Origin of the sequence: Providencia alcalifaciens (assembly GCF_915403165.1) — a bacterium.
In the GTDB taxonomy this organism is placed as follows: domain Bacteria; phylum Pseudomonadota; class Gammaproteobacteria; order Enterobacterales; family Enterobacteriaceae; genus Providencia; species Providencia alcalifaciens_C.
In genome coordinates, this window is record NZ_OU659204.1 from 431510 (window position 1) to 453825 (window position 22316).

Here is a 22316-nt window from a genome sequence, read left to right on the forward strand (position 1 = left end):
TTGCGCTGGCGCTGATATTGTTTCCCTTTGCTGGTATAATATTGCGCCTTAGCCATTTGCGGCGGCCACAATAATAATGGAGTAAATAATGACTGAGTTAAAAAATGACCGCTATCTACGTGCGTTGCTACGTCAGCCTGTAGATGTAACCCCAGTATGGATGATGCGTCAAGCCGGGCGTTATCTACCAGAATACAAAGCAACCCGTGCAGAAGCTGGTGATTTTATTGCTTTGTGCAAAAATACTGAGTTAGCGTGTGAAGTCACGTTACAGCCACTTCGTCGTTTTCCATTAGACGCCGCAATTTTATTCTCTGATATTCTGACTATCCCTGATGCAATGGGACTTGGGCTTTATTTTGAAACTGGAGAAGGTCCACGTTTTGAAAAGCCAATCAAGAACGCTGCGGATGTTAAAAATATCCCTATTCCCGATCCAGAAATGGAACTGGGCTACGTGATGGATGCCGTTCGTGCCATTCGTAAAGCCTTAAATGGTGATGTACCACTGATTGGTTTCTCGGGTAGCCCGTGGACATTAGCGACCTATATGATAGAAGGCGGCAGTAGCAAAGCGTTCACTAAAATCAAAAAAATGATGTATGAAGATCCAAATACGCTGCATTTGCTGCTGGATAAGCTGGCAGATAGCGTGATTTTGTACCTGAATGCTCAAGTGCGTGCGGGTGCGCAATCTCTGATGATTTTCGATACGTGGGGCGGCGTGCTGACTAAGCGTGATTATCTGGAATTCTCCCTGCGTTACATGCACAAAATCGTCGATGGCTTAATTCGTGAAAATGACGGTCGCCGTGTACCCGTGACGTTATTCACTAAAGGTGGCGGTCAATGGTTAGAAGAGATGGCGGCAACAGGTTGTGATGCGCTAGGTTTGGATTGGACGACCGAAATTGCGGATGCGCGTCGCCGTGTTGGTGACAAAGTAGCGCTGCAAGGCAATATGGATCCTTCTATGTTATATGCACCACCTGCGCGTATTGAGCAAGAAGTGCAGCATATTTTAGCGGGCTTTGGTCAAGGTGAAGGGCATGTCTTCAATTTAGGTCATGGTATCCATCAAGATGTAGCGCCCGAACATGCGGGTGCATTTGTGGACGCTGTTCACCGTTTTTCTCGCCAATATCATCAGTAGCCGCCAGGGCATAATCGAGGTAGAACCCAGTGTTTTATCTCGATTTGAACCTCTCAATGTGTGGTGTATTTACAGGATCTTGTAAGTACATCATTATCATCTATGATTAATCCTTATTAATAATGGTTCCGTGATGGCAATTGATACTCAGCAGTTGCGACAACAGCAGGTAGAGTTAGCTCAACAAGTCATTTTGCAAGACGAGTTTGTCCCGCCGCGTTTTATTGGTGGTGCGGATGTCGGTTTTGAGCAAGATGGCACCGTGACTCGTGCGGTGATTGTGGTGCTGTCATGGCCTGAGCTGCAATTGGTGGAGTATCAAATAGCACGGATCCCAACTCAGTTACCCTATATGCCCGGGTTGCTCTCGTTTCGTGAAGTCCCAGGGTTAATAGCTGCATGGGAAAAAATCCAACAAAAGCCTGACTTAGTGCTGGTGGATGGTCAAGGCATTGCTCACCCACGACGTTTTGGAGTGGCTTGCCATTTTGGATTGTTGGCCGATGTCGCGACGATAGGGGTAGCAAAAAGTCGTTTATGTGGTGATGTTGTCGAACTCAATGCTGAACCTGAAAGTGTCGAAATGTTGAAAGCGGCTCAAGAGCAATTAGGATGGGTTTATCGCAGTAAGAAACGCTGTAATCCTTTATATCTTTCTCCGGGTCACAAAGTCAGTTTTATTTCCTCGCTAGAGTGGGTAAAACGGTGTATTCAGGGGTATAGATTGCCAGAACCGACCCGTTTTGCTGATGGAATCGCTTCGAATCGCACATTTTTTAAGCGAATGAATGAGAAAATTGGCTAATTATCAGCAAAATATGTGGCATTGGCAGATTTTCAGGTAAACTGCGAAGTATTGAGATTGATGAGTCAGAAATTATGTTAAGAAATCCTATTCATTTGAGGTTAGAGAAACTAGAAAGCTGGCAGCATATGACCTTCATGGCATCCCTGTGCGAGAGAATGTATCCTAATTATCAAATGTTTTGCCAGCAAACTGAATTTGCTGATGTGAAGGTTTATCGTGCCATCCTTGATTTAGTTTGGGAAACCTTGGTTATCAAAGATAGCAAAGTCAATTTCGACAATCAGTTAGAGAAGTTAGAAGAAATTATTCCAGTCGCCGATGACTTCGATATATACGGTGTTTATCCCGCTATCGACGCTTGTATCGCTTTAGGTGAGCTCATTCATGCAAAACTGAGTGGTGAAACCCTTGAGCACGCAATCTTAGTCAGTGAAGCATCGATTCGTACTGTTGCTATGCTTGAAATGACTCAAGCAGGGCGTGAAATGACCGATGAAGAGCTAAAAGTGGTGCCTGCTGTGGAAGAAGAGTGGGACATTCAATGGGACATTTTCCGCTTATTAGCCGCTTGCGAAGAACGAGACTTAGAGTTAATTAAAGGATTAAAATCTGACCTCCGCGAGGCGGGTGTCAGCAATATCGGTATTACTGTCGACTAAATTTTATGCTTTTAAGCATGAAAACGTGACGTAAAGCAGTAATGCTGTGTACTAAGACTTCACATTTACCCCTACTCTGTTCTACATTTAGGGGCGAGAAGAAGTGGCTATCGGGGGCGTGTATCAGGGGCTGTCTATTTGGCATATCCGACGCACTCGATGCTTTGCAAACGATAAACACACTGTGTAAGGATAATTTATGAACAAGACTGAATTAGTTGATGCTATCGCAGAATCAGCAGATCTGACTAAAACTCAAGCTAAAGCAGCTTTAGAAGCAACTCTGAGCGCAATTTCAGATTCTCTGAAAAGCGGCGAAGCAGTACAACTGGTCGGTTTCGGTACTTTTAAAGTTAGCCACCGTGCAGCTCGTACCGGTCGTAACCCACAAACTAAAGCAGAAATCCAAATTCCTGCAACAACTGTACCAGCATTCTCTGCCGGTAAAGCACTGAAAGACGCTGTAAAATAAGTACATTGTCTAAGAGAATTATCAGAGGGGGTATGAAGTTACCCCTTTTGTTTATTCGCCAAAGGTTGCTGGTGTTGGGAGCAGTCTCAATACTAAGCGCCTGTTCTTCTAATTCGCCTCGACTCCCTGAGTTTAGTGCCAGCGGATTTATTGCCGATGAAGGCGTAATCCGAATGTGGAGACTGAATGATGCGAAGAGTCAGCCGTTGGTCTTAATGGTGGTGTATAGCCCCTATAAAAGAACCGACACCTCTGTCAATTTCTTCGAATATCGTGATGGTAAATTGTGGCAGATCCGCAGCCAAGTCCTCAATCAAGGGGATAACAACATCACTGAACAACTGCGCTTTAGTAAAGATAATGAAATTGTATTCATGCAGCGCGCGCAAAATAATATCAAAACCCCGCTTTCCTCCGATGAAATTAATCGCTGGCGCTTTGAAGCTGACCGCATCTTGAATATCAATACCGCATTGATTGTGGGTGGTGTAGAGCTACATCAAGGGTATTGGAAGCAAGGTAAAATCACGACTTGTAATGGTGAAAAGCGCGATGTTACTTTCGAACCGTATGCACAGAAATGGCTAGATGATAGAGCCAAAGTCTGGACGAAAGAGCTGAATTTGGCGTGGTTGGAGTCACCAGAGGGTACTCAGCTTTTGATGGTGGCGGATACCAACTTTTGCAGCTGGCAACCTTCTAAAGATTCGCTTTAATCTCACCGCTCGTCGTCTTTCAAATCCTAGCGTTGTTGGCTTCGGTGACTTAACCCAGTCACATAGTTATCTATGCTCCTGGGCATAAGTAACCTCGCCGCCTAGCTATGCTTCGAAATACTTAGAGCCATTGGCTGGGTGAAGGTCAAAGGCTAAAAGCAAACAGCAAAAACTCAAAAGCAAAAAGCTGATAAAAGTTTCCTCTTATCAGCTTGTGGGTTATTTGTTTCTATTATTTGTTCTATTACTTAATGCGGGCGATAGCGCGGTAGCCGATATCGTTGCGATAGAAACTGTCTGACCAATTGATGGTTTTGGCAACTTCGTATGCTTTAGCTTGGGCTTTTGCGATGTCATTACCTAATGCAGTGACACACAGAACGCGTCCACCGGCAGTAATGACTTCACCTGCTTGATTTAGCTTGGTACCTGCGTGGAACACTTTGCTATCAGCCGCTTCTGACGTTGGTAGACCAGAAATCACATCGCCATTGCGATAATCCCCCGGATATCCACCTGCAGCAACCACGATGCCGAGTGCAGGGCGTTCATCCCACAGGGAATCTTTACCTGCGAGTTCACCTTTAGCTCCCGCTAAACACAGAGCAACTAAATCAGATTGTAAGCGCATCATAATTGGCTGAGTTTCTGGGTCACCAAAACGGCAGTTAAATTCGATGACTTTCGGATTGCCTGCTTTATCAATCATCAAACCGGCATATAAGAAACCTTGATAACGGTTCCCTTCTTGATCCATCCCTTTAACGGTCGGGTAAATCACTTGCTCCATCACACGCTGATGAACTTCATCAGTCACGACAGGCGCAGGAGAATAGGCACCCATACCGCCAGTGTTTAACCCAGTGTCACCATCGCCAACACGTTTATGATCTTGGCTAGTTGCCATTGGAATGACATTTTCACCATCCACCATGACGATGAAACTCGCTTCTTCGCCATCGAGAAACTCTTCGATAACGATACGATGACCTGCGTCGCCAAAGGCATTTCCAGCCAGCATATCATGGACGGCATCTTTAGCTTCTTGCAGCGTCATTGCAACAATCACGCCTTTACCAGCAGCCAGACCATCAGCCTTGATAACGATTGGGGCACCAACTTTATCTAAATAAGCCAAAGCAGGCTCAATTTCAGTAAAGTTTTCATAAGCGGCCGTTGGAATATGATGACGCGCTAAGAAATCTTTGGTGAACGCTTTAGAACCTTCTAACTGAGCAGCACCTTGTGTTGGTCCAAAAATGGTTAAACCAGCCTGTTTGAATGTGTCGACCACACCAATCACTAACGGTGCTTCAGGGCCTACGATGGTTAAACCGATTTGCTTGTCTTTGGCAAATTGCAGTAAACCATCAATGTCAGTTGCTGAGATTTCAACATTTTCTAGTGCAGGTTCCAGCGCAGTACCTGCGTTACCCGGCGCAACATACACTTTATCTGCTAATGGGGACTGTGCGGCTTTCCATGCTAAAGCGTGCTCGCGACCGCCACCACCAATAATCAGTATATTCATAGAAACCCCTAGCAATTAGTGACGGAAGTGACGCATGTTAGTGAAGATCATTGCAATGCCATGCTCATTCGCAGCGGCAATGACTTCATCATCGCGAATAGAGCCACCTGGTTGGATAACACAGGTAACGCCTACAGAGGCAGCTGCATCGATGCCATCGCGGAATGGGAAGAATGCATCGGATGCCATTGCACAGCCTGCGACTTCTAAACCTTCATCGGCAGCTTTAATCCCTGCAATCTTAGCAGAGTACACACGGCTCATTTGGCCCGCACCAATTCCGATAGTCATGTCATTCTTCGAGTAAACAATTGCATTTGATTTCACGAATTTTGCCACTTTCCAGCAGAACAGCGCATCTTTTAATTCACGCTCAGTTGGCTGGCGTGTGGTCACGACGCGTAAATCTTCCGCTTCGACCATACCTAAGTCACGGTCTTGAACCAGTAAACCGCCATTCACACGTTTGAAATCTAAACCAGCAACAGGTTTGCTCCACTCACCACACACCAGAACGCGCACGTTTTGCTTAGTAGATAAAGAAGGTAATGCATCTTCAGCAATAGAAGGGGCAATAATCACTTCAACAAATTGGCGTTCAATGATGGCTTCTGCGGTGGCTTTATCTAATTGACGGTTAAAAGCAATGATGCCACCGAATGCAGAGGTTGGGTCAGTCTTGAATGCCTTATCATAAGCAGCATGGATATTGTCGCCAATGGCTACGCCACAAGGGTTAGCATGCTTAACAATAACGCACGCAGGCTCATCGAAAGATTTAACACACTCAAGAGCGGCATCAGTGTCTGCGATATTATTATAAGAAAGCGCTTTACCTTGAATTTGGTTCGCAGTGGCAATCGACGCTTCTTTTGGATTTTCTTCTATATAGAAAGCCGCGTCTTGATGGCTATTTTCGCCATAGCGCATATCTTGCTTCTTAATGAAGTTTAAATTTAGAGTACGAGGGAAGCGACCTGAAGGCTGAGTGGTATCGCCATGATATGGCGCAACCAGTTCACCAAAGTAGTTAGCAATCATGCTGTCATAAGCTGCAGTGTGCTCGAATGCTTTAATGGCTAAGTCAAAGCGTGTTGACCAGTTCAGGGAGTTTTCGTGGTTATCCATCTCTTCGATGATTTTGTCATAGTCATTATTGTTAACCACGATAGCCACGTCTTTATGGTTCTTCGCTGCGGAGCGAACCATGGTTGGGCCACCAATATCGATATTCTCAACGGCATCTTCTAATGTGCAATTTGGTTTTGCGACGGTTTGAGCAAATGGATAAAGGTTTACAACCACCATATCAATAGGTGCAATGTCATGCTGCTGCATGATGGCATCATCTTTACCGCGACGACCTAAGATCCCGCCGTGAACTTTCGGGTGCAGAGTCTTAACGCGACCATCCATCATTTCAGGAAAACCTGTGTAATCTGAAACTTCAGTGACCTTAAGGCCTTGCTCTGCTAGTAATTTAGCGGTTCCACCGGTAGAAAGCAGTTCAACACCACGGTGAGAAAGCGCCTTAGCGAATTCAACAACCCCTGTTTTATCAGACACACTAAGCAGGGCACGGCGAATAGGACGAAGCTGTTGCATGAGAGAGATCCCTTGGATTTGGATAAAGAAGCAATATCTATATATAAGTCACTAACAATTTCAGAGCATCAAAATAAAATTAATGCCGAATTTTCGCGCTAATTGTAGCGCAAACGTTTGCGTAATGCGCGAACTATTTTCACTATTTTTTCAGTCTGTGGATAAATCTGTGTGTAAGTGGGTATAAATAGGGGTTTTGCTGTGGAATGCAGCAGTTGAACTAAAAACCGTAAAAAATCTTAAAAAAAGGGTTGCAGGATTTCTGTGACTCCCTATAATGCGCATCCACTGACCGGGAACAAGCCAACGCAAAGCGCGATGGACACTGAATCGGCAGCGAGAGAATCTGAAAAGATTAAGTAAAAAAATACTTGACTCTCACTGAGGAAAGCGTAATATACGCCACCTCGCGACAACGACCTAAGTTGATAAAAACTGAGTCGAATTTCTAAAGAAATGTCGCAACGCTCTTTAACAATTTATCAGACAATCTGTGTGGGCACTCACAGGACACTATCAAAAAAATATTTGATTTTAAGTCTTGAAGAGTGACTAACACGTTAATTCATATATATGAACTAATAGGTAATTTGGTTTCTTCGGAAATCAAACGACAGTAACATTCTTTGAGCATCAAGCTTTTTAATTGAAGAGTTTGATCATGGCTCAGATTGAACGCTGGCGGCAGGCCTAACACATGCAAGTCGAGCGGTAACAGGGGAAGCTTGCTTCTCGCTGACGAGCGGCGGACGGGTGAGTAATGTATGGGGATCTGCCCGATAGAGGGGGATAACTACTGGAAACGGTAGCTAATACCGCATAATCTCTCAGGAGCAAAGCAGGGGAACTTCGGTCCTTGCGCTATCGGATGAACCCATATGGGATTAGCTAGTTGGTGAGGTAATGGCTCACCAAGGCGACGATCCCTAGCTGGTCTGAGAGGATGATCAGCCACACTGGGACTGAGACACGGCCCAGACTCCTACGGGAGGCAGCAGTGGGGAATATTGCACAATGGGCGCAAGCCTGATGCAGCCATGCCGCGTGTATGAAGAAGGCCTTAGGGTTGTAAAGTACTTTCAGTTGGGAGGAAGGCGTTGATGCTAATATCATCAACGATTGACGTTACCAACAGAAGAAGCACCGGCTAACTCCGTGCCAGCAGCCGCGGTAATACGGAGGGTGCAAGCGTTAATCGGAATTACTGGGCGTAAAGCGCACGCAGGCGGTTGATTAAGTTAGATGTGAAATCCCCGGGCTTAACCTGGGAATGGCATCTAAAACTGGTCAGCTAGAGTCTTGTAGAGGGGGGTAGAATTCCATGTGTAGCGGTGAAATGCGTAGAGATGTGGAGGAATACCGGTGGCGAAGGCGGCCCCCTGGACAAAGACTGACGCTCAGGTGCGAAAGCGTGGGGAGCAAACAGGATTAGATACCCTGGTAGTCCACGCTGTAAACGATGTCGATTTGGAGGTTGTTCCCTTGAGGAGTGGCTTCCGGAGCTAACGCGTTAAATCGACCGCCTGGGGAGTACGGCCGCAAGGTTAAAACTCAAATGAATTGACGGGGGCCCGCACAAGCGGTGGAGCATGTGGTTTAATTCGATGCAACGCGAAGAACCTTACCTACTCTTGACATCCAGAGAATTTAGCAGAGATGCTTTAGTGCCTTCGGGAACTCTGAGACAGGTGCTGCATGGCTGTCGTCAGCTCGTGTTGTGAAATGTTGGGTTAAGTCCCGCAACGAGCGCAACCCTTATCCTTTGTTGCCAGCACGTAATGGTGGGAACTCAAAGGAGACTGCCGGTGATAAACCGGAGGAAGGTGGGGATGACGTCAAGTCATCATGGCCCTTACGAGTAGGGCTACACACGTGCTACAATGGCGTATACAAAGAGAAGCGACCTCGCGAGAGCAAGCGGAACTCATAAAGTACGTCGTAGTCCGGATTGGAGTCTGCAACTCGACTCCATGAAGTCGGAATCGCTAGTAATCGTAGATCAGAATGCTACGGTGAATACGTTCCCGGGCCTTGTACACACCGCCCGTCACACCATGGGAGTGGGTTGCAAAAGAAGTAGGTAGCTTAACCTTCGGGAGGGCGCTTACCACTTTGTGATTCATGACTGGGGTGAAGTCGTAACAAGGTAACCGTAGGGGAACCTGCGGTTGGATCACCTCCTTACCATTGAAGTGTTTTTGTGAAGTGCTCACACAGATTGTCTGATAGAAAGTAGAGCAATAGGCTATACGTGGGAGAGCTATTCGAAAGAATGGGTCTTACACGAGATATGCAACAAAGTAATTTGTGCAGTATTTCGTGTCCCCTTCGTCTAGAGGCCTAGGACACCGCCCTTTCACGGCGGTAACAGGGGTTCGAATCCCCTAGGGGACGCCAATTGCGCCGATATCGAGTGAAAGACGATGTCCCCAATAATGATTAAGCCAATTACCTTGTAGTTGGTTTAACAATTATGCTCTTTAACAATCTGGAACAAGCTGAAAATTGAAAACAACGCACATTGTTTATCGCTTAAACAATGTGAGAGTCTCTCAAAAATCTCAACTTGAAGATGTTCTCTGTTACGATGGCAAATCGTAATGAGCGAGCAGTCAGCCATTCAAGGCGGACAGCGCACAGCAAGCGCAGCATACATGAGTATGTGAGCATTGCGAGCACTGCCCAACACAGAATGGATGCACGCGCAGCCATTACTTGTCAGAATGACACGAAAAGACACCTTCGGGTTGTGAGGTTAAGCGACTAAGCGTACACGGTGGATGCCTAGGCAATCAGAGGCGATGAAGGACGTGCTAATCTGCGAAAAGCGTCGGTAAGGTGATATGAACCGTTATAACCGACGATATCCGAATGGGGAAACCCAGTGCAATTCGTTGCACTATCGTTTGATGAATACATAGTCAAACGAGGCGAACCGAGGGAACTGAAACATCTCAGTACCTCGAGGAAAAGAAATCAACCGAGATTCCCCTAGTAGCGGCGAGCGAACGGGGAGCAGCCCAGAGTCTTAATCAGCATTAGCATCAGGAGAACGGTCTGGAAAGGCCGGCAGTAAAGGGTGATAGCCCCGTATCTGAAGATGTTAGTGTTGTGAACTCGACGAGTAGGGCGGGACACGTGTTATCCTGTCTGAATATGGGGGGACCATCCTCCAAGGCTAAATACTCCTGATTGACCGATAGTGAACCAGTACCGTGAGGGAAAGGCGAAAAGAACCCCGGCGAGGGGAGTGAAATAGAACCTGAAACCGTGTACGTACAAGCAGTGGGAGCCTTGATTTATCAGGGTGACTGCGTACCTTTTGTATAATGGGTCAGCGACTTATATTCTGTAGCAAGGTTAACCGTATAGGGGAGCCGTAGGGAAACCGAGTCTTAACTGGGCGAATAAGTTGCAGGGTATAGACCCGAAACCCGGTGATCTAGCCATGGGCAGGTTGAAGGTTGGGTAACACTAACTGGAGGACCGAACCGACTAATGTTGAAAAATTAGCGGATGACTTGTGGCTGGGGGTGAAAGGCCAATCAAACCGGGAGATAGCTGGTTCTCCCCGAAAGCTATTTAGGTAGCGCCTCGTGAACTCATCTTCGGGGGTAGAGCACTGTTTCGACTAGGGGGTCATCCCGACTTACCAACTCGATGCAAACTACGAATACCGAAGAATGTTATCACGGGAGACACACGGCGGGTGCTAACGTTCGTCGTGAAGAGGGAAACAACCCAGACCGCCAGCTAAGGTCCCAAAGTCATAGTTAAGTGGGAAACGAAGTGGGAAGGCTCAGACAGCCAGGATGTTGGCTTAGAAGCAGCCATCATTTAAAGAAAGCGTAATAGCTCACTGGTCGAGTCGGCCTGCGCGGAAGATGTAACGGGGCTAAACTATGCACCGAAGCTGCGGCAGCGATATGTAAATATTGTTGGGTAGGGGAGCGTTCTGTAAGCCTGTGAAGGTGTGCTGTGAGGCATGCTGGAGGTATCAGAAGTGCGAATGCTGACATAAGTAACGATAATGCGGGTGAAAAACCCGCACGCCGGAAGACCAAGGGTTCCTGTCCAACGTTAATCGGGGCAGGGTGAGTCGACCCCTAAGGCGAGGCAGAAATGCGTAGTCGATGGGCAACGGGTTAATATTCCCGTACTGGTGATAATTGCGATGGGGGGACGGAGAAGGTTAGGCTGGCCGGGCGACGGTTGTCCCGGTTTAAGGATGTAGGCAGGTGAATTAGGCAAATCCGGTTCACTATATGCTGAGGTCTGATGACGAGTCACTACGGTGGCGAAGTAGCTTATACCCCGCTTCCAGGAAAAGCCTCTAAGCTCTAGATTATCATTAATCGTACCCCAAACCGACACAGGTGGTCAGGTAGAGAATACTCAGGCGCTTGAGAGAACTCGGGTGAAGGAACTAGGCAAAATGGTGCCGTAACTTCGGGAGAAGGCACGCTGGCATTAGGTGAAATGGTTTACCCATGGAGCTGAAGCCAGTCGCAGATACCAGCTGGCTGCAACTGTTTATTAAAAACACAGCACTGTGCAAACACGAAAGTGGACGTATACGGTGTGACGCCTGCCCGGTGCTGGAAGGTTAATTGATGGGGTTATCCGTAAGGAGAAGCTCTTGATCGAAGCCCCAGTAAACGGCGGCCGTAACTATAACGGTCCTAAGGTAGCGAAATTCCTTGTCGGGTAAGTTCCGACCTGCACGAATGGCGTAATGATGGCCAGGCTGTCTCCACCCGAGACTCAGTGAAATTGAACTCGCTGTGAAGATGCAGTGTACCCGCGGCAAGACGGAAAGACCCCGTGAACCTTTACTATAGCTTGACACTGAACATTGAGCCTTGATGTGTAGGATAGGTGGGAGGCTTTGAAGCGTGGACGCCAGTCTGCGTGGAGCCAACCTTGAAATACCACCCTTTAATGTTTGATGTTCTAACGTCGCCCCGTTATCCGGGGTGCGGACAGTGTCTGGTGGGTAGTTTGACTGGGGCGGTCTCCTCCCAAAGAGTAACGGAGGAGCACGAAGGTTGGCTAAGCATGGTCGGACATCATGCGGTTAGTGCAAAGGCATAAGCCAGCTTGACTGCGAGAGTGACAGCTCGAGCAGGTACGAAAGTAGGTCTTAGTGATCCGGTGGTTCTGAATGGAAGGGCCATCGCTCAACGGATAAAAGGTACTCCGGGGATAACAGGCTGATACCGCCCAAGAGTTCATATCGACGGCGGTGTTTGGCACCTCGATGTCGGCTCATCACATCCTGGGGCTGAAGTAGGTCCCAAGGGTACGGCTGTTCGCCGTTTAAAGTGGTACGCGAGCTGGGTTTAGAACGTCGTGAGACAGTTCGGTCCCTATCTGCCGTGGGCGTTGGAAGATTGAAAGGGGCTGCTCCTAGTACGAGAGGACCGGAGTGGACGCACCACTGGTGTTCGGGTTGTCATGCCAATGGCATTGCCCGGTAGCTAAGTGCGGAAGAGATAACCGCTGAAAGCATCTAAGCGGGAAACTTGCCTTGAGATGAGTCTTCCCTGACTCTTTAAGGGTCCTAAAGGAACGTTTAAGACTAAGACGTTGATAGGTTGGGTGTGTAAGCGTAGCGATACGTTGAGCTAACCAATACTAATGAACCGTGAGGCTTAACCTGACAACACCGAAGGTGTTTTAGAGATTGAGAGATTAAGTTGATTCAATAGCGAGTGAGAAGCCGAAAGGTGAAGGACACAGCAGCTTGTTCAGGATTGATATTCTGGTTTAAGAAAAAACTTAAACGGGAATAAACAGAATTTGTCTGGCGGCAATAGCGCGGTGGTCCCACCTGACCCCATGCCGAACTCAGTAGTGAAACGCCGTAGCGCCGATGGTAGTGTGGGGTCTCCCCATGTGAGAGTAGGGAACTGCCAGACATTAAATTAGCCGAGAAGCCACCCATTGGGTGGCTTTTTTGCGTTTGGGAAATTGAAATCGCCGAAAGGTGTATGACAAATGGTCTTCTCGTTAGCAAAATCTGGGGCGGCACTCACCAACGGCCTAAAAGCGCCGAATATCCCTGTGCTTCCCGCCTTATTTTACTGTCAATCGAGGTAGTCCCCGTGAGATCTGGTGAATAAAAGCACTTTAACGGTGAATAGCTGATCCAACACAATCTCAACTGTGTTGTTATTACTCTCTGAATGCCTTTATTTAAAAGCTATCATGCAAAATCTACCATCTGAAAATCATTATTCAAGAAACTATAAGTCTTAAAATCCTCTCTAATTCAGATCAAAAAAGTCTAAGCCATTTTAGCTATTATGTTGTAATAAAAAGTCTGGATATCATCGAGTTACCAGTTTGCTAGACTCTCAATATTGCTATAACACTGTCCATCGCTTGAAATTATTTCAACTTGCGTTGAAACGCTCGACAAGTAGAGTCACATTGGTTAGATTGTTTAGCATTCTAGAAGTCTAAACGTACAAAGTATATTTAAGGGGATGAACCATGCCAATTCGCCTGCCTGATGAGCTACCAGCAGTTAATTTCTTGCGTGAAGAAAATGTTTTTGTCATGACCACGACAAGAGCCAGCCTTCAGGAGATCCGTCCCTTGAAAGTACTGATACTGAACTTAATGCCTAAAAAAATTGAAACTGAAAACCAATTTTTACGGTTGCTATCAAACACGCCATTGCAAGTCGACATCCAGCTTCTACGCATTGATCAGCGAGAATCTAAAAACACGCCAACGGAGCACTTGAACAATTTTTACTGTGATTTTGAAGAGATTAAACACCAAAATTTTGATGGCTTAATTGTCACAGGAGCTCCGCTCGGCTTAGTAGAATTTGCTGACGTGTGTTATTGGGAACAAATAGAGCGAGTGATTGCATGGGCAAAAGAGCATGTGACTTCAACATTGTTTGTTTGCTGGGCTGTTCAAGCTGCACTTAACGTATTATATGATTTACCTAAATTAACCCGTAAAGAGAAACTTTCTGGCGTATATTCACACGAAACATTAGAGCCTTACTCGTTATTAACTCGCGGGTTTGATGCTTCTTTTTATGCACCGCATTCCCGTTATGCCGATTTCCCTGAAGACTATATTCGTCAGAACACAGACCTTGATATTTTAGCTAGCTCACCGGAAGCAGGAGCATACTTATTTGCATCAAAAGATAAGCGTTTGGCATTTGTCACAGGGCATCCTGAGTACGATGCAGAAACATTATCTCAAGAATATTGGCGTGATGTGGATGCGGGGGTCACCCCTGAACTACCGTGCAATTATTTCAAAAATGATGATCCGAATAACTCACCGGAAGTTCGTTGGCGTAGTCATGGCCACTTGTTATTCTCCAATTGGCTCAACTATTATGTGTATCAGATCACACCATTCGATCTTACTCATATGGAACCGACATTAGATTAAAAAACTCACTTAATACCAGTTAACTGGTCATGTCTCAGAATATAAGGCTGAGTAATAAAAATTATTTAGCCTTTAAATTTGAATTCCCGCCTTTTTTTAGATAAATAGATGAATAATTTCTGTCTATTTACCCATTCTCTATTTTTCAAAAGTAAACTTCTACTCATATATAACTTTATGATTTAACTTATATTTAACATTGATTTTTTTATGATAGAAATTAAAAGCAAAATAATAAATCTATTTAATTTCTTTGTAATCAATACAATGCAGTGATTTAAAATTAAAATGGAAATCGTTTTTGATTTATTTGTTTTTTGGGTTTACTCTTAATTCATAGCTAGCCATGAGTGAGGAGAAAACAATGGATCAGCAGTTATCTATTTCAAATTTAACATTCAAAAAAGCATTTTCTCAGCAAGCGAAACAGATATTAGATACTGATTCTATTGGGTTTATATCTTTTCTTGTCGAGAGCTTCTTACCAAGAAGAGAGCAGTTACTTGAAGATAGAGTACATCGTCAAAAAGGGATTGATGCAGGTGATTTACCTAATTTCATTATGGAATCGAATTCCATTAAAAATGCAAATTGGAAGATTCAAAATATTCCTGATGATTTACAAGATCGTCGCATAGAAATTACTGGGCCAGTTGATCGGAAAATGGTGATCAATGCATTGAATGCTAACGTAAAAGTATTTATGGCCGACTTTGAAGACTCTCTATCGCCATCATGGGAAAGATTGATCGATGGGCAAATCAACTTACGGGATGCGATCACCGGCGAAATCTCTTACACCAATGAAAATGGCAAAGTTTATCAGCTGAAATCTAATCCAGCTGTATTGATAGCGCGAGTACGTGGACTGCACTTAGATGAGAAACATGTGCTGGTTGATAACCAACCGATCCCCGGTGGACTGTTTGATTTCGCACTCTACTTTTTCAATAACTATCAGGCATTACTGGCAAAGGGGAGCGGCCCTTATTTCTATATTCCGAAACTGGAATCTTGGCAGGAGGCTCAGTGGTGGAGCGATGTATTTAGCGCCGCAGAAGATTATGTGGGCTTACCACGTGGCACTATCAAAGCCACTGTATTAATTGAAACACTCCCTGCGGTTTTCCAGATGGATGAAATTTTGTACTACATGCGCCACCACATTGTTGGGCTTAACTGTGGGCGTTGGGACTATATTTTCAGCTATATCAAAACATTGAAAGAGCACGATGACCGAGTTTTACCGGATAGACAGTCAATGACAATGACTCAGGAATTTTTAAGCGCCTATTCTCGTTTGCTGATCAAAACTTGTCATCATCGCGGCGCGTTTGCAATGGGGGGAATGTCCGCCTTTATTCCAAGTAAAGATGAACAGGAAAACCAAGCCATTCTCGCCAAAGTGAAAGCGGATAAAGAGTTGGAAGCGCGCAATGGTCATGATGGTTCATGGATTGCGCACCCAGGTTTGGCAGATACCGTCATGACGGTTTTCAATGACGCATTAGGTGAGCGAAAAAACCAATTAAACATACGACGTGAAAATGATGATGAAATCACCGCACAGCAGCTATTAAAGCCTTGCGAGGGCGAAAGAACCGAAACCGGTATGCGCGCCAATATTCGCGTGGCGGTGCAATACATTGAAGCATGGATTTCAGGAAATGGCTGTGTGCCTATCTATGGTTTGATGGAGGATGCAGCTACCGCTGAAATTTCGCGGACATCAATTTGGCAGTGGATCCGTCATGGCAAATCATTATCAAACGGCATGAAAGTTACGAAAGCATTATTTGAAGAGATGTTGGATGAAGAGTTGCAAGTCATCCAGAAAGAGCTTGGTGACCATCGTTTTCAAAGTGGGCGATTCAAAGAAGCTAGCGAGCTGATGCGCCGAATCACAACCCAAGATGAATTGATCGAGTTCTTAACGATACCGGGCTACCAATTACTAGATTAGCCAAGCTGAAGAATGCAGGTAGCACTCAATTACCCTACAAAGACAGATAACAAGAAAGGATGTAAATCATGACAACATCGCGCTTAGAACAGATTGCTCAATTGGAAAATGAGTGGAAAAAACCACGCTGGAAAGGCATCACTCGCCCATATGCGGCCGAAGAAGTGATCAAATTACGTGGCTCGGTCAATCCTGAGCATACATTAGCTCGTAAAGGTGCAGAACGCTTTTGGGCACAGCTGAATGGCGGCGCGAAGAAAGGCTACGTAAATGCATTAGGTGCATTAACTGGTGGGCAAGCATTGCAACAAGCAAAAGCGGGGATTGAAGCTGTTTATCTATCTGGTTGGCAGGTTGCGGCAGATGCGAACTCGGCATCTAGCATGTATCCAGACCAATCACTCTATCCTGTGGACTCAGTACCTAACGTGGTTCAGCGGATCAACAACACATTCCGTCGTGCTGATCAAATTCAATGGGCGAATGGGATTGGTCCCGATAATAAAGAATACATTGATTTCTTTTTACCTATTGTCGCGGATGCGGAAGCTGGCTTTGGTGGGGTACTGAATGCGTTTGAACTGATGAAGCATATGATTGAAGCGGGCGCAGCGGCGGTACACTTTGAGGATCAATTGGCGGCGGTGAAAAAATGTGGCCATATGGGTGGGAAAGTTTTAGTTCCAACCCAAGAAGCAGTCCAAAAATTAGTTGCAGCGCGCTTAGCGGCGGATGTTTCGGGTGTTCCTACTATTTTGGTTGCCAGAACGGATGCGGACGCTGCTGATTTATTAACGTCAGATTGTGACCCTTATGATGAGCCATTTATCACTGGTGAGCGTACGGCCGAAGGTTTCTTCCGTACCACTGCAGGGATAGAGCAAGCGATTAGCCGAGGCTTAGCCTATGCCCCTTATGCAGATTTAGTCTGGTGTGAAACTTCCAAGCCAGATCTGGAAGCTGCGCGCCAATTTGCTGAGGCAATTCACGCTAAATTCCCGGGTAAATTATTGGCTTATAACTGTTCGCCTTCATTTAACTGGAAGAAAAATTTGGACGACAGCACCATTGCTCGTTTCCAACAAGAGTTGTCAGATATGGGCTATCGCTTCCAGTTTATTACCTTGGCAGGAATTCACAGCATGTGGTTCAACATGTTCGACCTTGCCCACGCTTATGCGCAAGGCGAGGGAATGAAACACTATGTTGATAAAGTTCAGGAATGTGAATTTGCCGCTATCAATAAAGGCTATACCTTCTCTTCTCATCAGCAAGAAGTGGGAACTGGTTATTTTGATAAGGTGACGACGGTGATTCAAGGGGGGAGCTCTTCAGTCACGGCATTAACGGGTTCGACTGAAGAAGAGCAATTCTAATCGGGGAGAAATATACGGTTCCTATTGCTCGGTGTATGTGTGTTGACATAAGTGTATCTTTTGAGTTTTCAGGCACGCAAGTGCCTGTTTTTTATTGGGAGAGTGAAGATGACCCTCGAAACTGAACAGATCATCGCTCAAACCATTTTGCAGGGCTTTGATGCGCAATATGGGCGATTTCTTGAAATCACCTCGGGTGCTCAAGAACGCTTTGAACGTGGGGATTGGCATGCGGTTCAACACGCGATGAAGCAAAGGATCAAGCTGTATGACCATCATGTGGGGCTCGTCGTTGCTCAGCTGCAATGTATGGGGCTAGTGCAATCACTCAGTCCCTACAATTTGGCTAGGATCAAACAGGTCTATGTGACATTACTACCGGATTACCCGCGTTTTGAAATTGCTGAAAGCTTTTTTAATTCAGTATATTGCCGACTGTTTCAGCATCGAGAGTTGACCCAAGAAAATCTATTTATCTTTACTTCGCAGCCTGCACGGCGCTTTTGTACCTTACCAAGACCATTAGCTCGCGAATATAAGCTTAATGGGAACATGGAAACGGTATTTAATGGGATCTTAAGTGGGTTGCCGATTCGCTTGGTATGGCGCGATTTAGCCTTTGATATTGAATGTATTGTGGCAACGCTAAGGCGGTGTTTCCCAGAAATTGTTGAGCAGGGTGCTCAATTGCATGTGGCGAATGAGTTGTTTTACCGGAATAAAGCTGCATGGTTAGTTGGGAAGCTATATATCAATCACCAAGTTTATCCATTCTTATTGCCTATTCACCATGATGAAGACGGCAAAATGTATGTAGATGCGTGTTTAACTGGGTTTGATGACGCGAGTATTGTGTTTGGCTTCGCTCGCTCTTATTTTATGGTGTATGCGCCATTTCCGGCTGGGTTAGTTTTCTGGTTACGCGAAATATTACCGAGTAAATCAATCGCTGAGTTGTATATGGCGATTGGTTGCCAAAAGCACGGCAAAACAGAATATTACCGAGAATATTTGGCGTATTTAAATTTTTCACGAGAGCAATTTACGCTAGCTCCCGGCGTGAAAGGGATGGTGATGTTAGTGTTTACTGCCCCATCATTTGACCGAGTTTTTAAGATTATTAAAGATAAATTTGCACCGCAAAAAGAGGTGACGAAAGCACGAGTCTTGGAATGCTATACGCTAGTCAAAGAGCATGATCGTGTGGGGCGCATGGCGGATACGCAAGAGTTTGAGAATTTTATCATCGAAAAGCGTTTTGTCAGTGATGAGCTGATGACGGAATTACTGGTGGAGGCCCCGTCTCAGGTTGAAGACTTGGGGGATAAAATATTAATTCGTCATCTCTATATGGAACGTAAGATGATCCCGCTGAATATCTTTATGGATGAAGCGTCAGATGAGCAGCTTTATCACGCAATAGAAGAATATGGCTGCGCCATCAAACAGCTGGCTGCCGCCAATATTTTCCCGGGAGATATGCTATTTAAAAACTTTGGAGTAACACGCCATGGGCGGGTGATATTTTATGATTATGATGAAATTTGCTATATGACCGAAGTGAATTTCCGCCATATCCCTGAGCCGCTTTACCCTGAGCAAGAACTCTCAGGTGAACCATGGTACAGCGTGCGAGAGCAAGATGTTTTCCCCGAAGAATTTGCACAATTCTTATGCCAAGATCCGAAAGTCAGGGACTATTTGCAGCAGCATCATCAGGACTTATTTAGCGCAGATTATTGGCAAAAATTGCAAAAACGTATTTTGGATGGGTATGTAGAAGATGTGTTTGCTTACTCGGAGGATCAGCGTTTTTGTCGTCGATTTCTTCAAACTATCTCTGCGGTTTAGTTGATTGAAAGTGGGTCAATGACCCACTTGATGACTTCACAATTACAGAGCGTTTTGCACCGCTTGCTGTGCTAATTCGGTGATTTTATCATAGTTGCCATTTTCCAAAGCATCTTCCGGTACCAACCATGAGCCGCCAATACATAGCACGCTATCTAGTGCGAGGTAATCACGGTAATTTGCGAGGGAGATCCCGCCTGTTGGGCAGAAGCGAACTTGAGAGAAAGGTCCTGCAATCGCTTTGAGTGCTTTTACACCACCATTGGCTTCGGCTGGGAAGAATTTGAACTCTTTAAGTCCGTAGTTCATACCCGCCATTAATTCTGATACGGTGGAAATTCCGGGAATTAATGGAATGCTGCCTTGATTCGCCGCCGCTAATAACTCGTCTGTTAAGCCTGGGCTGATAGCAAATTGTGCGCCAGCTTGGGTCACTTCAGCCAGCTGTTTTGCATTGATGACAGTACCGGCACCTACAATCGCTTCAGGAACTTCTTCTGCAATGAGTCGGATGGCTTCGATAGCGCATTCCGTTCTCAATGTGACTTCCAATACTTTGATACCGCCTTTGAGTAAGGCTTTTGCTAAAGGAACGGCTTGCTCGAGTTTTTTGATAACAATGACAGGAACAACAGGACCTTGTTTTAGAACATCTTCAGCGGTCATTTTCCAATTATTCATAATAAATCCTATTAAGCGGTATAAACTAAAAATTAATACAGTCAGTCAGTAATACTACAAGCGCCTTCTTCGGCACCGGATAAATGTTGTCTTAATGCACCAAATAACTCTCTACCACAGCCAACTCGTTCTGCACTTAGGTCGATTTGATAAGGCTGACGAGCAGATAAAATTTGTTCGTCCACAAGAAGCTCAATTTCTCCTGTTAATGCATTAACGCGAATTAAATCACCATCTTGGACTTTAGCGAGTAAGCCGCCATTGTATGCCTCTGGGGTGACATGAATAGCGGAAGGCACTTTACCAGATGCTCCTGACAACCGCCCATCAGTGACTAATGCGACTTTATAGCCTTTGTCCAATAGTACCCCGAGTGGCGGCATTAATTTATGTAATTCTGGCATGCCATTCGCAGATGGTCCTTGGAAACGAACTACAATCACGCAGTCTCTGTCTAATTCGCCTGCTGCAAAACGCGGAGCAATATCATTTTGATTATTGAATACGATAGCAGGGGCTTCAATCACTTGGTTTTCAACGGGGACGGCTGACGTTTTCATCACGGCGCGGCCGAGATTTCCAGACAGTAGTTTAGTTCCACCATGATGGGAGAAAGGATGATCAATATCAGCAATTACTTCAAGATCATAAGAATTTTTTGCCCCTTCGCGCCAAGATAGTTGACCGTCGTCCAACCAAGGTTCGAGGGTATAGCGTGATAGCCCAAATCCGGCTACGGTGTGAACGTCGTCATGGAGTAAACCTTTGACAAGGAGCTGGCGGATCAATAACTGAACGCCACCAGCCGCTTGGAATTGGTTAATATCGGCTTGACCATTTGGATAAATTCGGCAAATCAGCGGAACAACAGCTGAAAGATCAGAGAAATCATCCCAATTGATAATGATCCCGGCGGCGCGTGCAATCGCCACCAGATGCATGGTGAGGTTGGTGGATCCTCCCGTTGCCAGAAGTGCCACAATACCATTCACAATCACTTTTTCATCAACCAATTTACCAATCGGTAAATAATTGCCTGATTGCTCAGTAAGGCGTGTAATTTGGCGAGCCGCAGCGCGAGTGAGCTCATCACGTAATGGGGAATCTGGTGGAACAAAGGAAGAGCCGGGTAAGTGTAACCCCATCACTTCCATTACCATTTGGTTAGAATTTGCGGTGCCGTAAAATGTGCAGGTGCCAATGCTGTGATAGGACGCGGCTTCAGCATCAAGTAATGCATTGCGGTCAACTTTCCCTTCAACATATAACTGACGAATTCTCACTTTTTCTTTGTTGGGTAAGCCTGTGCTCATGGGACCTGCGGGGACAAAAACCGCGGGTAGGTGCCCAAAAGAGAGTGCGCCAATCATCAGCCCGGGAACAATTTTATCGCAGATCCCTAAATAGAGCGCACCATCGAACATATTGTGGGAAAGCCCAATGGCAGTGGACATCGCGATAACATCGCGGCTCAGTAATGAGAGCTCCATACCATCTTGTCCTTGGGTAACGCCATCGCACATGGCAGGAACACCAGCGGCTACTTGCCCAATCGCGCCATTTTCTAGTAGGGCTTGTTTCAACTGGTCAGGGTAGCGGTCATAGGGGCGATGGGCGGAAAGCATGTCGTTATAGGAGTTAATGATAGCGATATCGGAACGGGTCATGCTTTTAAGAATACTTTTTTCTTCACTTTGGCAGGCAGCAAAACCATGAGCCAGATTCCCACACGCTAGTTCAGCGCGATGTACAGTATTGCTACGAGCCTGTTCAATTTTTTCGAGATAGGCTTTTCGAGTCTCTTTAGAGCGCGCGATGATACGTTGGGTGATCTGTAAAATGTGGTCATTGACCTTCGTTGAAGTCGTGACGTCAGAAATATTTTTGCTCATGATAATGGCTCCATTATACAAACAGTACTCTTTATGTTACCGGTAACATTGTTCAATGAAAAAACAATTGTTGCAATGATAAAAATGAAGATTTCGACATATCTGTGATCTGAATCAAGAAGAGGATCAGAGAATAATTTGGGAGTAATCGTGACCATTTCAGCCTAACAGAATGATAAAT

General features: G+C 45.6%; 13 protein-coding genes, 1 tRNA gene and 3 rRNA genes. 13 read left to right on the forward strand and 4 right to left on the reverse strand.

Features of this window, described 5'->3' with window-relative positions; genetic code table 11:
- Window positions 1–88: 88 nt before the first annotated feature.
- The 5 genes from hemE to LDO73_RS01935 all read left to right on the forward strand — a co-directional run bounded on the left by hemE (window position 89) and on the right by LDO73_RS01935 (window position 3808).
- On the forward strand, window positions 89–1153 hold the full coding sequence (gene hemE / locus LDO73_RS01915; protein ID WP_224059950.1) for a uroporphyrinogen decarboxylase: 1065 nt from the start codon (window positions 89–91) through the stop codon (window positions 1151–1153).
- A gap of 133 nt (window positions 1154–1286) precedes the next feature.
- Entirely contained in the window at window positions 1287–1958 is a 672-nt protein-coding gene (gene nfi, locus LDO73_RS01920; protein WP_224059951.1) for a deoxyribonuclease V, read from the forward strand.
- 74 nt (window positions 1959–2032) lie between these two features.
- Window positions 2033–2620 (forward strand): YjaG family protein, encoded by a 588-nt coding sequence (locus tag LDO73_RS01925; RefSeq protein ID WP_224059952.1) that lies wholly within the window; start codon window positions 2033–2035, stop codon window positions 2618–2620.
- A gap of 199 nt (window positions 2621–2819) precedes the next feature.
- Window positions 2820–3092: an HU family DNA-binding protein gene (locus tag LDO73_RS01930; protein ID WP_006657071.1), complete on the forward strand. Its 273-nt coding sequence runs from the start codon at window positions 2820–2822 to the stop codon at window positions 3090–3092.
- A 173-nt stretch (window positions 3093–3265) separates the two neighbouring features.
- On the forward strand, window positions 3266–3808 hold the full coding sequence (locus LDO73_RS01935; RefSeq protein ID WP_263422583.1) for a DUF1481 domain-containing protein: 543 nt from the start codon (window positions 3266–3268) through the stop codon (window positions 3806–3808).
- 244 nt (window positions 3809–4052) lie between these two features.
- Here the strand turns inward: LDO73_RS01935 and purD are convergent, their stop codons facing one another.
- Complete coding sequence (gene purD / locus LDO73_RS01940) at window positions 4053–5339, reverse strand: phosphoribosylamine--glycine ligase (protein ID WP_224059954.1); 1287 nt, start codon at window positions 5337–5339, stop codon at window positions 4053–4055.
- Window positions 5340–5354: 15 nt separating this feature from the next.
- Window positions 5355–6944, reverse strand: coding sequence for a bifunctional phosphoribosylaminoimidazolecarboxamide formyltransferase/IMP cyclohydrolase (gene purH, locus LDO73_RS01945; RefSeq protein WP_224059955.1), 1590 nt, complete (start codon window positions 6942–6944; stop codon window positions 5355–5357).
- A 643-nt stretch (window positions 6945–7587) separates the two neighbouring features.
- Here purH and LDO73_RS01950 point away from each other — a divergent pair.
- The 8 genes from LDO73_RS01950 to aceK all read left to right on the forward strand — a co-directional run bounded on the left by LDO73_RS01950 (window position 7588) and on the right by aceK (window position 19562).
- A 16S ribosomal RNA gene (locus tag LDO73_RS01950) occupies window positions 7588–9128 on the forward strand.
- A 137-nt stretch (window positions 9129–9265) separates the two neighbouring features.
- Window positions 9266–9341: transfer RNA gene (locus LDO73_RS01955), tRNA-Glu, on the forward strand.
- Window positions 9342–9697: 356 nt separating this feature from the next.
- Window positions 9698–12606, forward strand: a 23S ribosomal RNA gene (locus LDO73_RS01960).
- A 143-nt stretch (window positions 12607–12749) separates the two neighbouring features.
- A 5S ribosomal RNA gene (gene rrf, locus LDO73_RS01965) occupies window positions 12750–12865 on the forward strand.
- The 16S, 23S and 5S rRNA genes sit together here with 1 tRNA gene alongside, the layout of an rRNA operon.
- Before the next feature lie 577 nt (window positions 12866–13442).
- Window positions 13443–14372, forward strand: a complete 930-nt coding sequence (metA, locus tag LDO73_RS01970) for a homoserine O-acetyltransferase MetA (protein WP_224059956.1) — start codon at window positions 13443–13445, stop codon at window positions 14370–14372.
- A gap of 364 nt (window positions 14373–14736) precedes the next feature.
- Complete coding sequence (gene aceB / locus LDO73_RS01975; RefSeq protein ID WP_224059957.1) at window positions 14737–16335, forward strand: malate synthase A; 1599 nt, start codon at window positions 14737–14739, stop codon at window positions 16333–16335.
- Window positions 16336–16403: 68 nt separating this feature from the next.
- Complete coding sequence (gene aceA, locus LDO73_RS01980) at window positions 16404–17711, forward strand: isocitrate lyase (RefSeq protein WP_224059958.1); 1308 nt, start codon at window positions 16404–16406, stop codon at window positions 17709–17711.
- Between the two features lie 108 nt (window positions 17712–17819).
- On the forward strand, window positions 17820–19562 hold the full coding sequence (gene aceK, locus LDO73_RS01985; RefSeq protein WP_224059959.1) for a bifunctional isocitrate dehydrogenase kinase/phosphatase: 1743 nt from the start codon (window positions 17820–17822) through the stop codon (window positions 19560–19562).
- A gap of 42 nt (window positions 19563–19604) precedes the next feature.
- Here the strand turns inward: aceK and LDO73_RS01990 are convergent, their stop codons facing one another.
- Together LDO73_RS01990 and edd are read right to left on the reverse strand one after the other, a co-directional pair.
- A complete protein-coding gene (locus LDO73_RS01990) occupies window positions 19605–20243 on the reverse strand; it encodes a bifunctional 4-hydroxy-2-oxoglutarate aldolase/2-dehydro-3-deoxy-phosphogluconate aldolase (protein ID WP_224059960.1) in 639 nt (212 codons plus the stop codon).
- Between the two features lie 41 nt (window positions 20244–20284).
- Window positions 20285–22135 carry a phosphogluconate dehydratase gene (gene edd / locus LDO73_RS01995; protein WP_224059961.1) on the reverse strand — a complete coding sequence of 617 codons (1851 nt, stop codon included), beginning with the start codon at window positions 22133–22135 and terminating at the stop codon, window positions 20285–20287.
- Window positions 22136–22316: the final 181 nt, after the last annotated feature.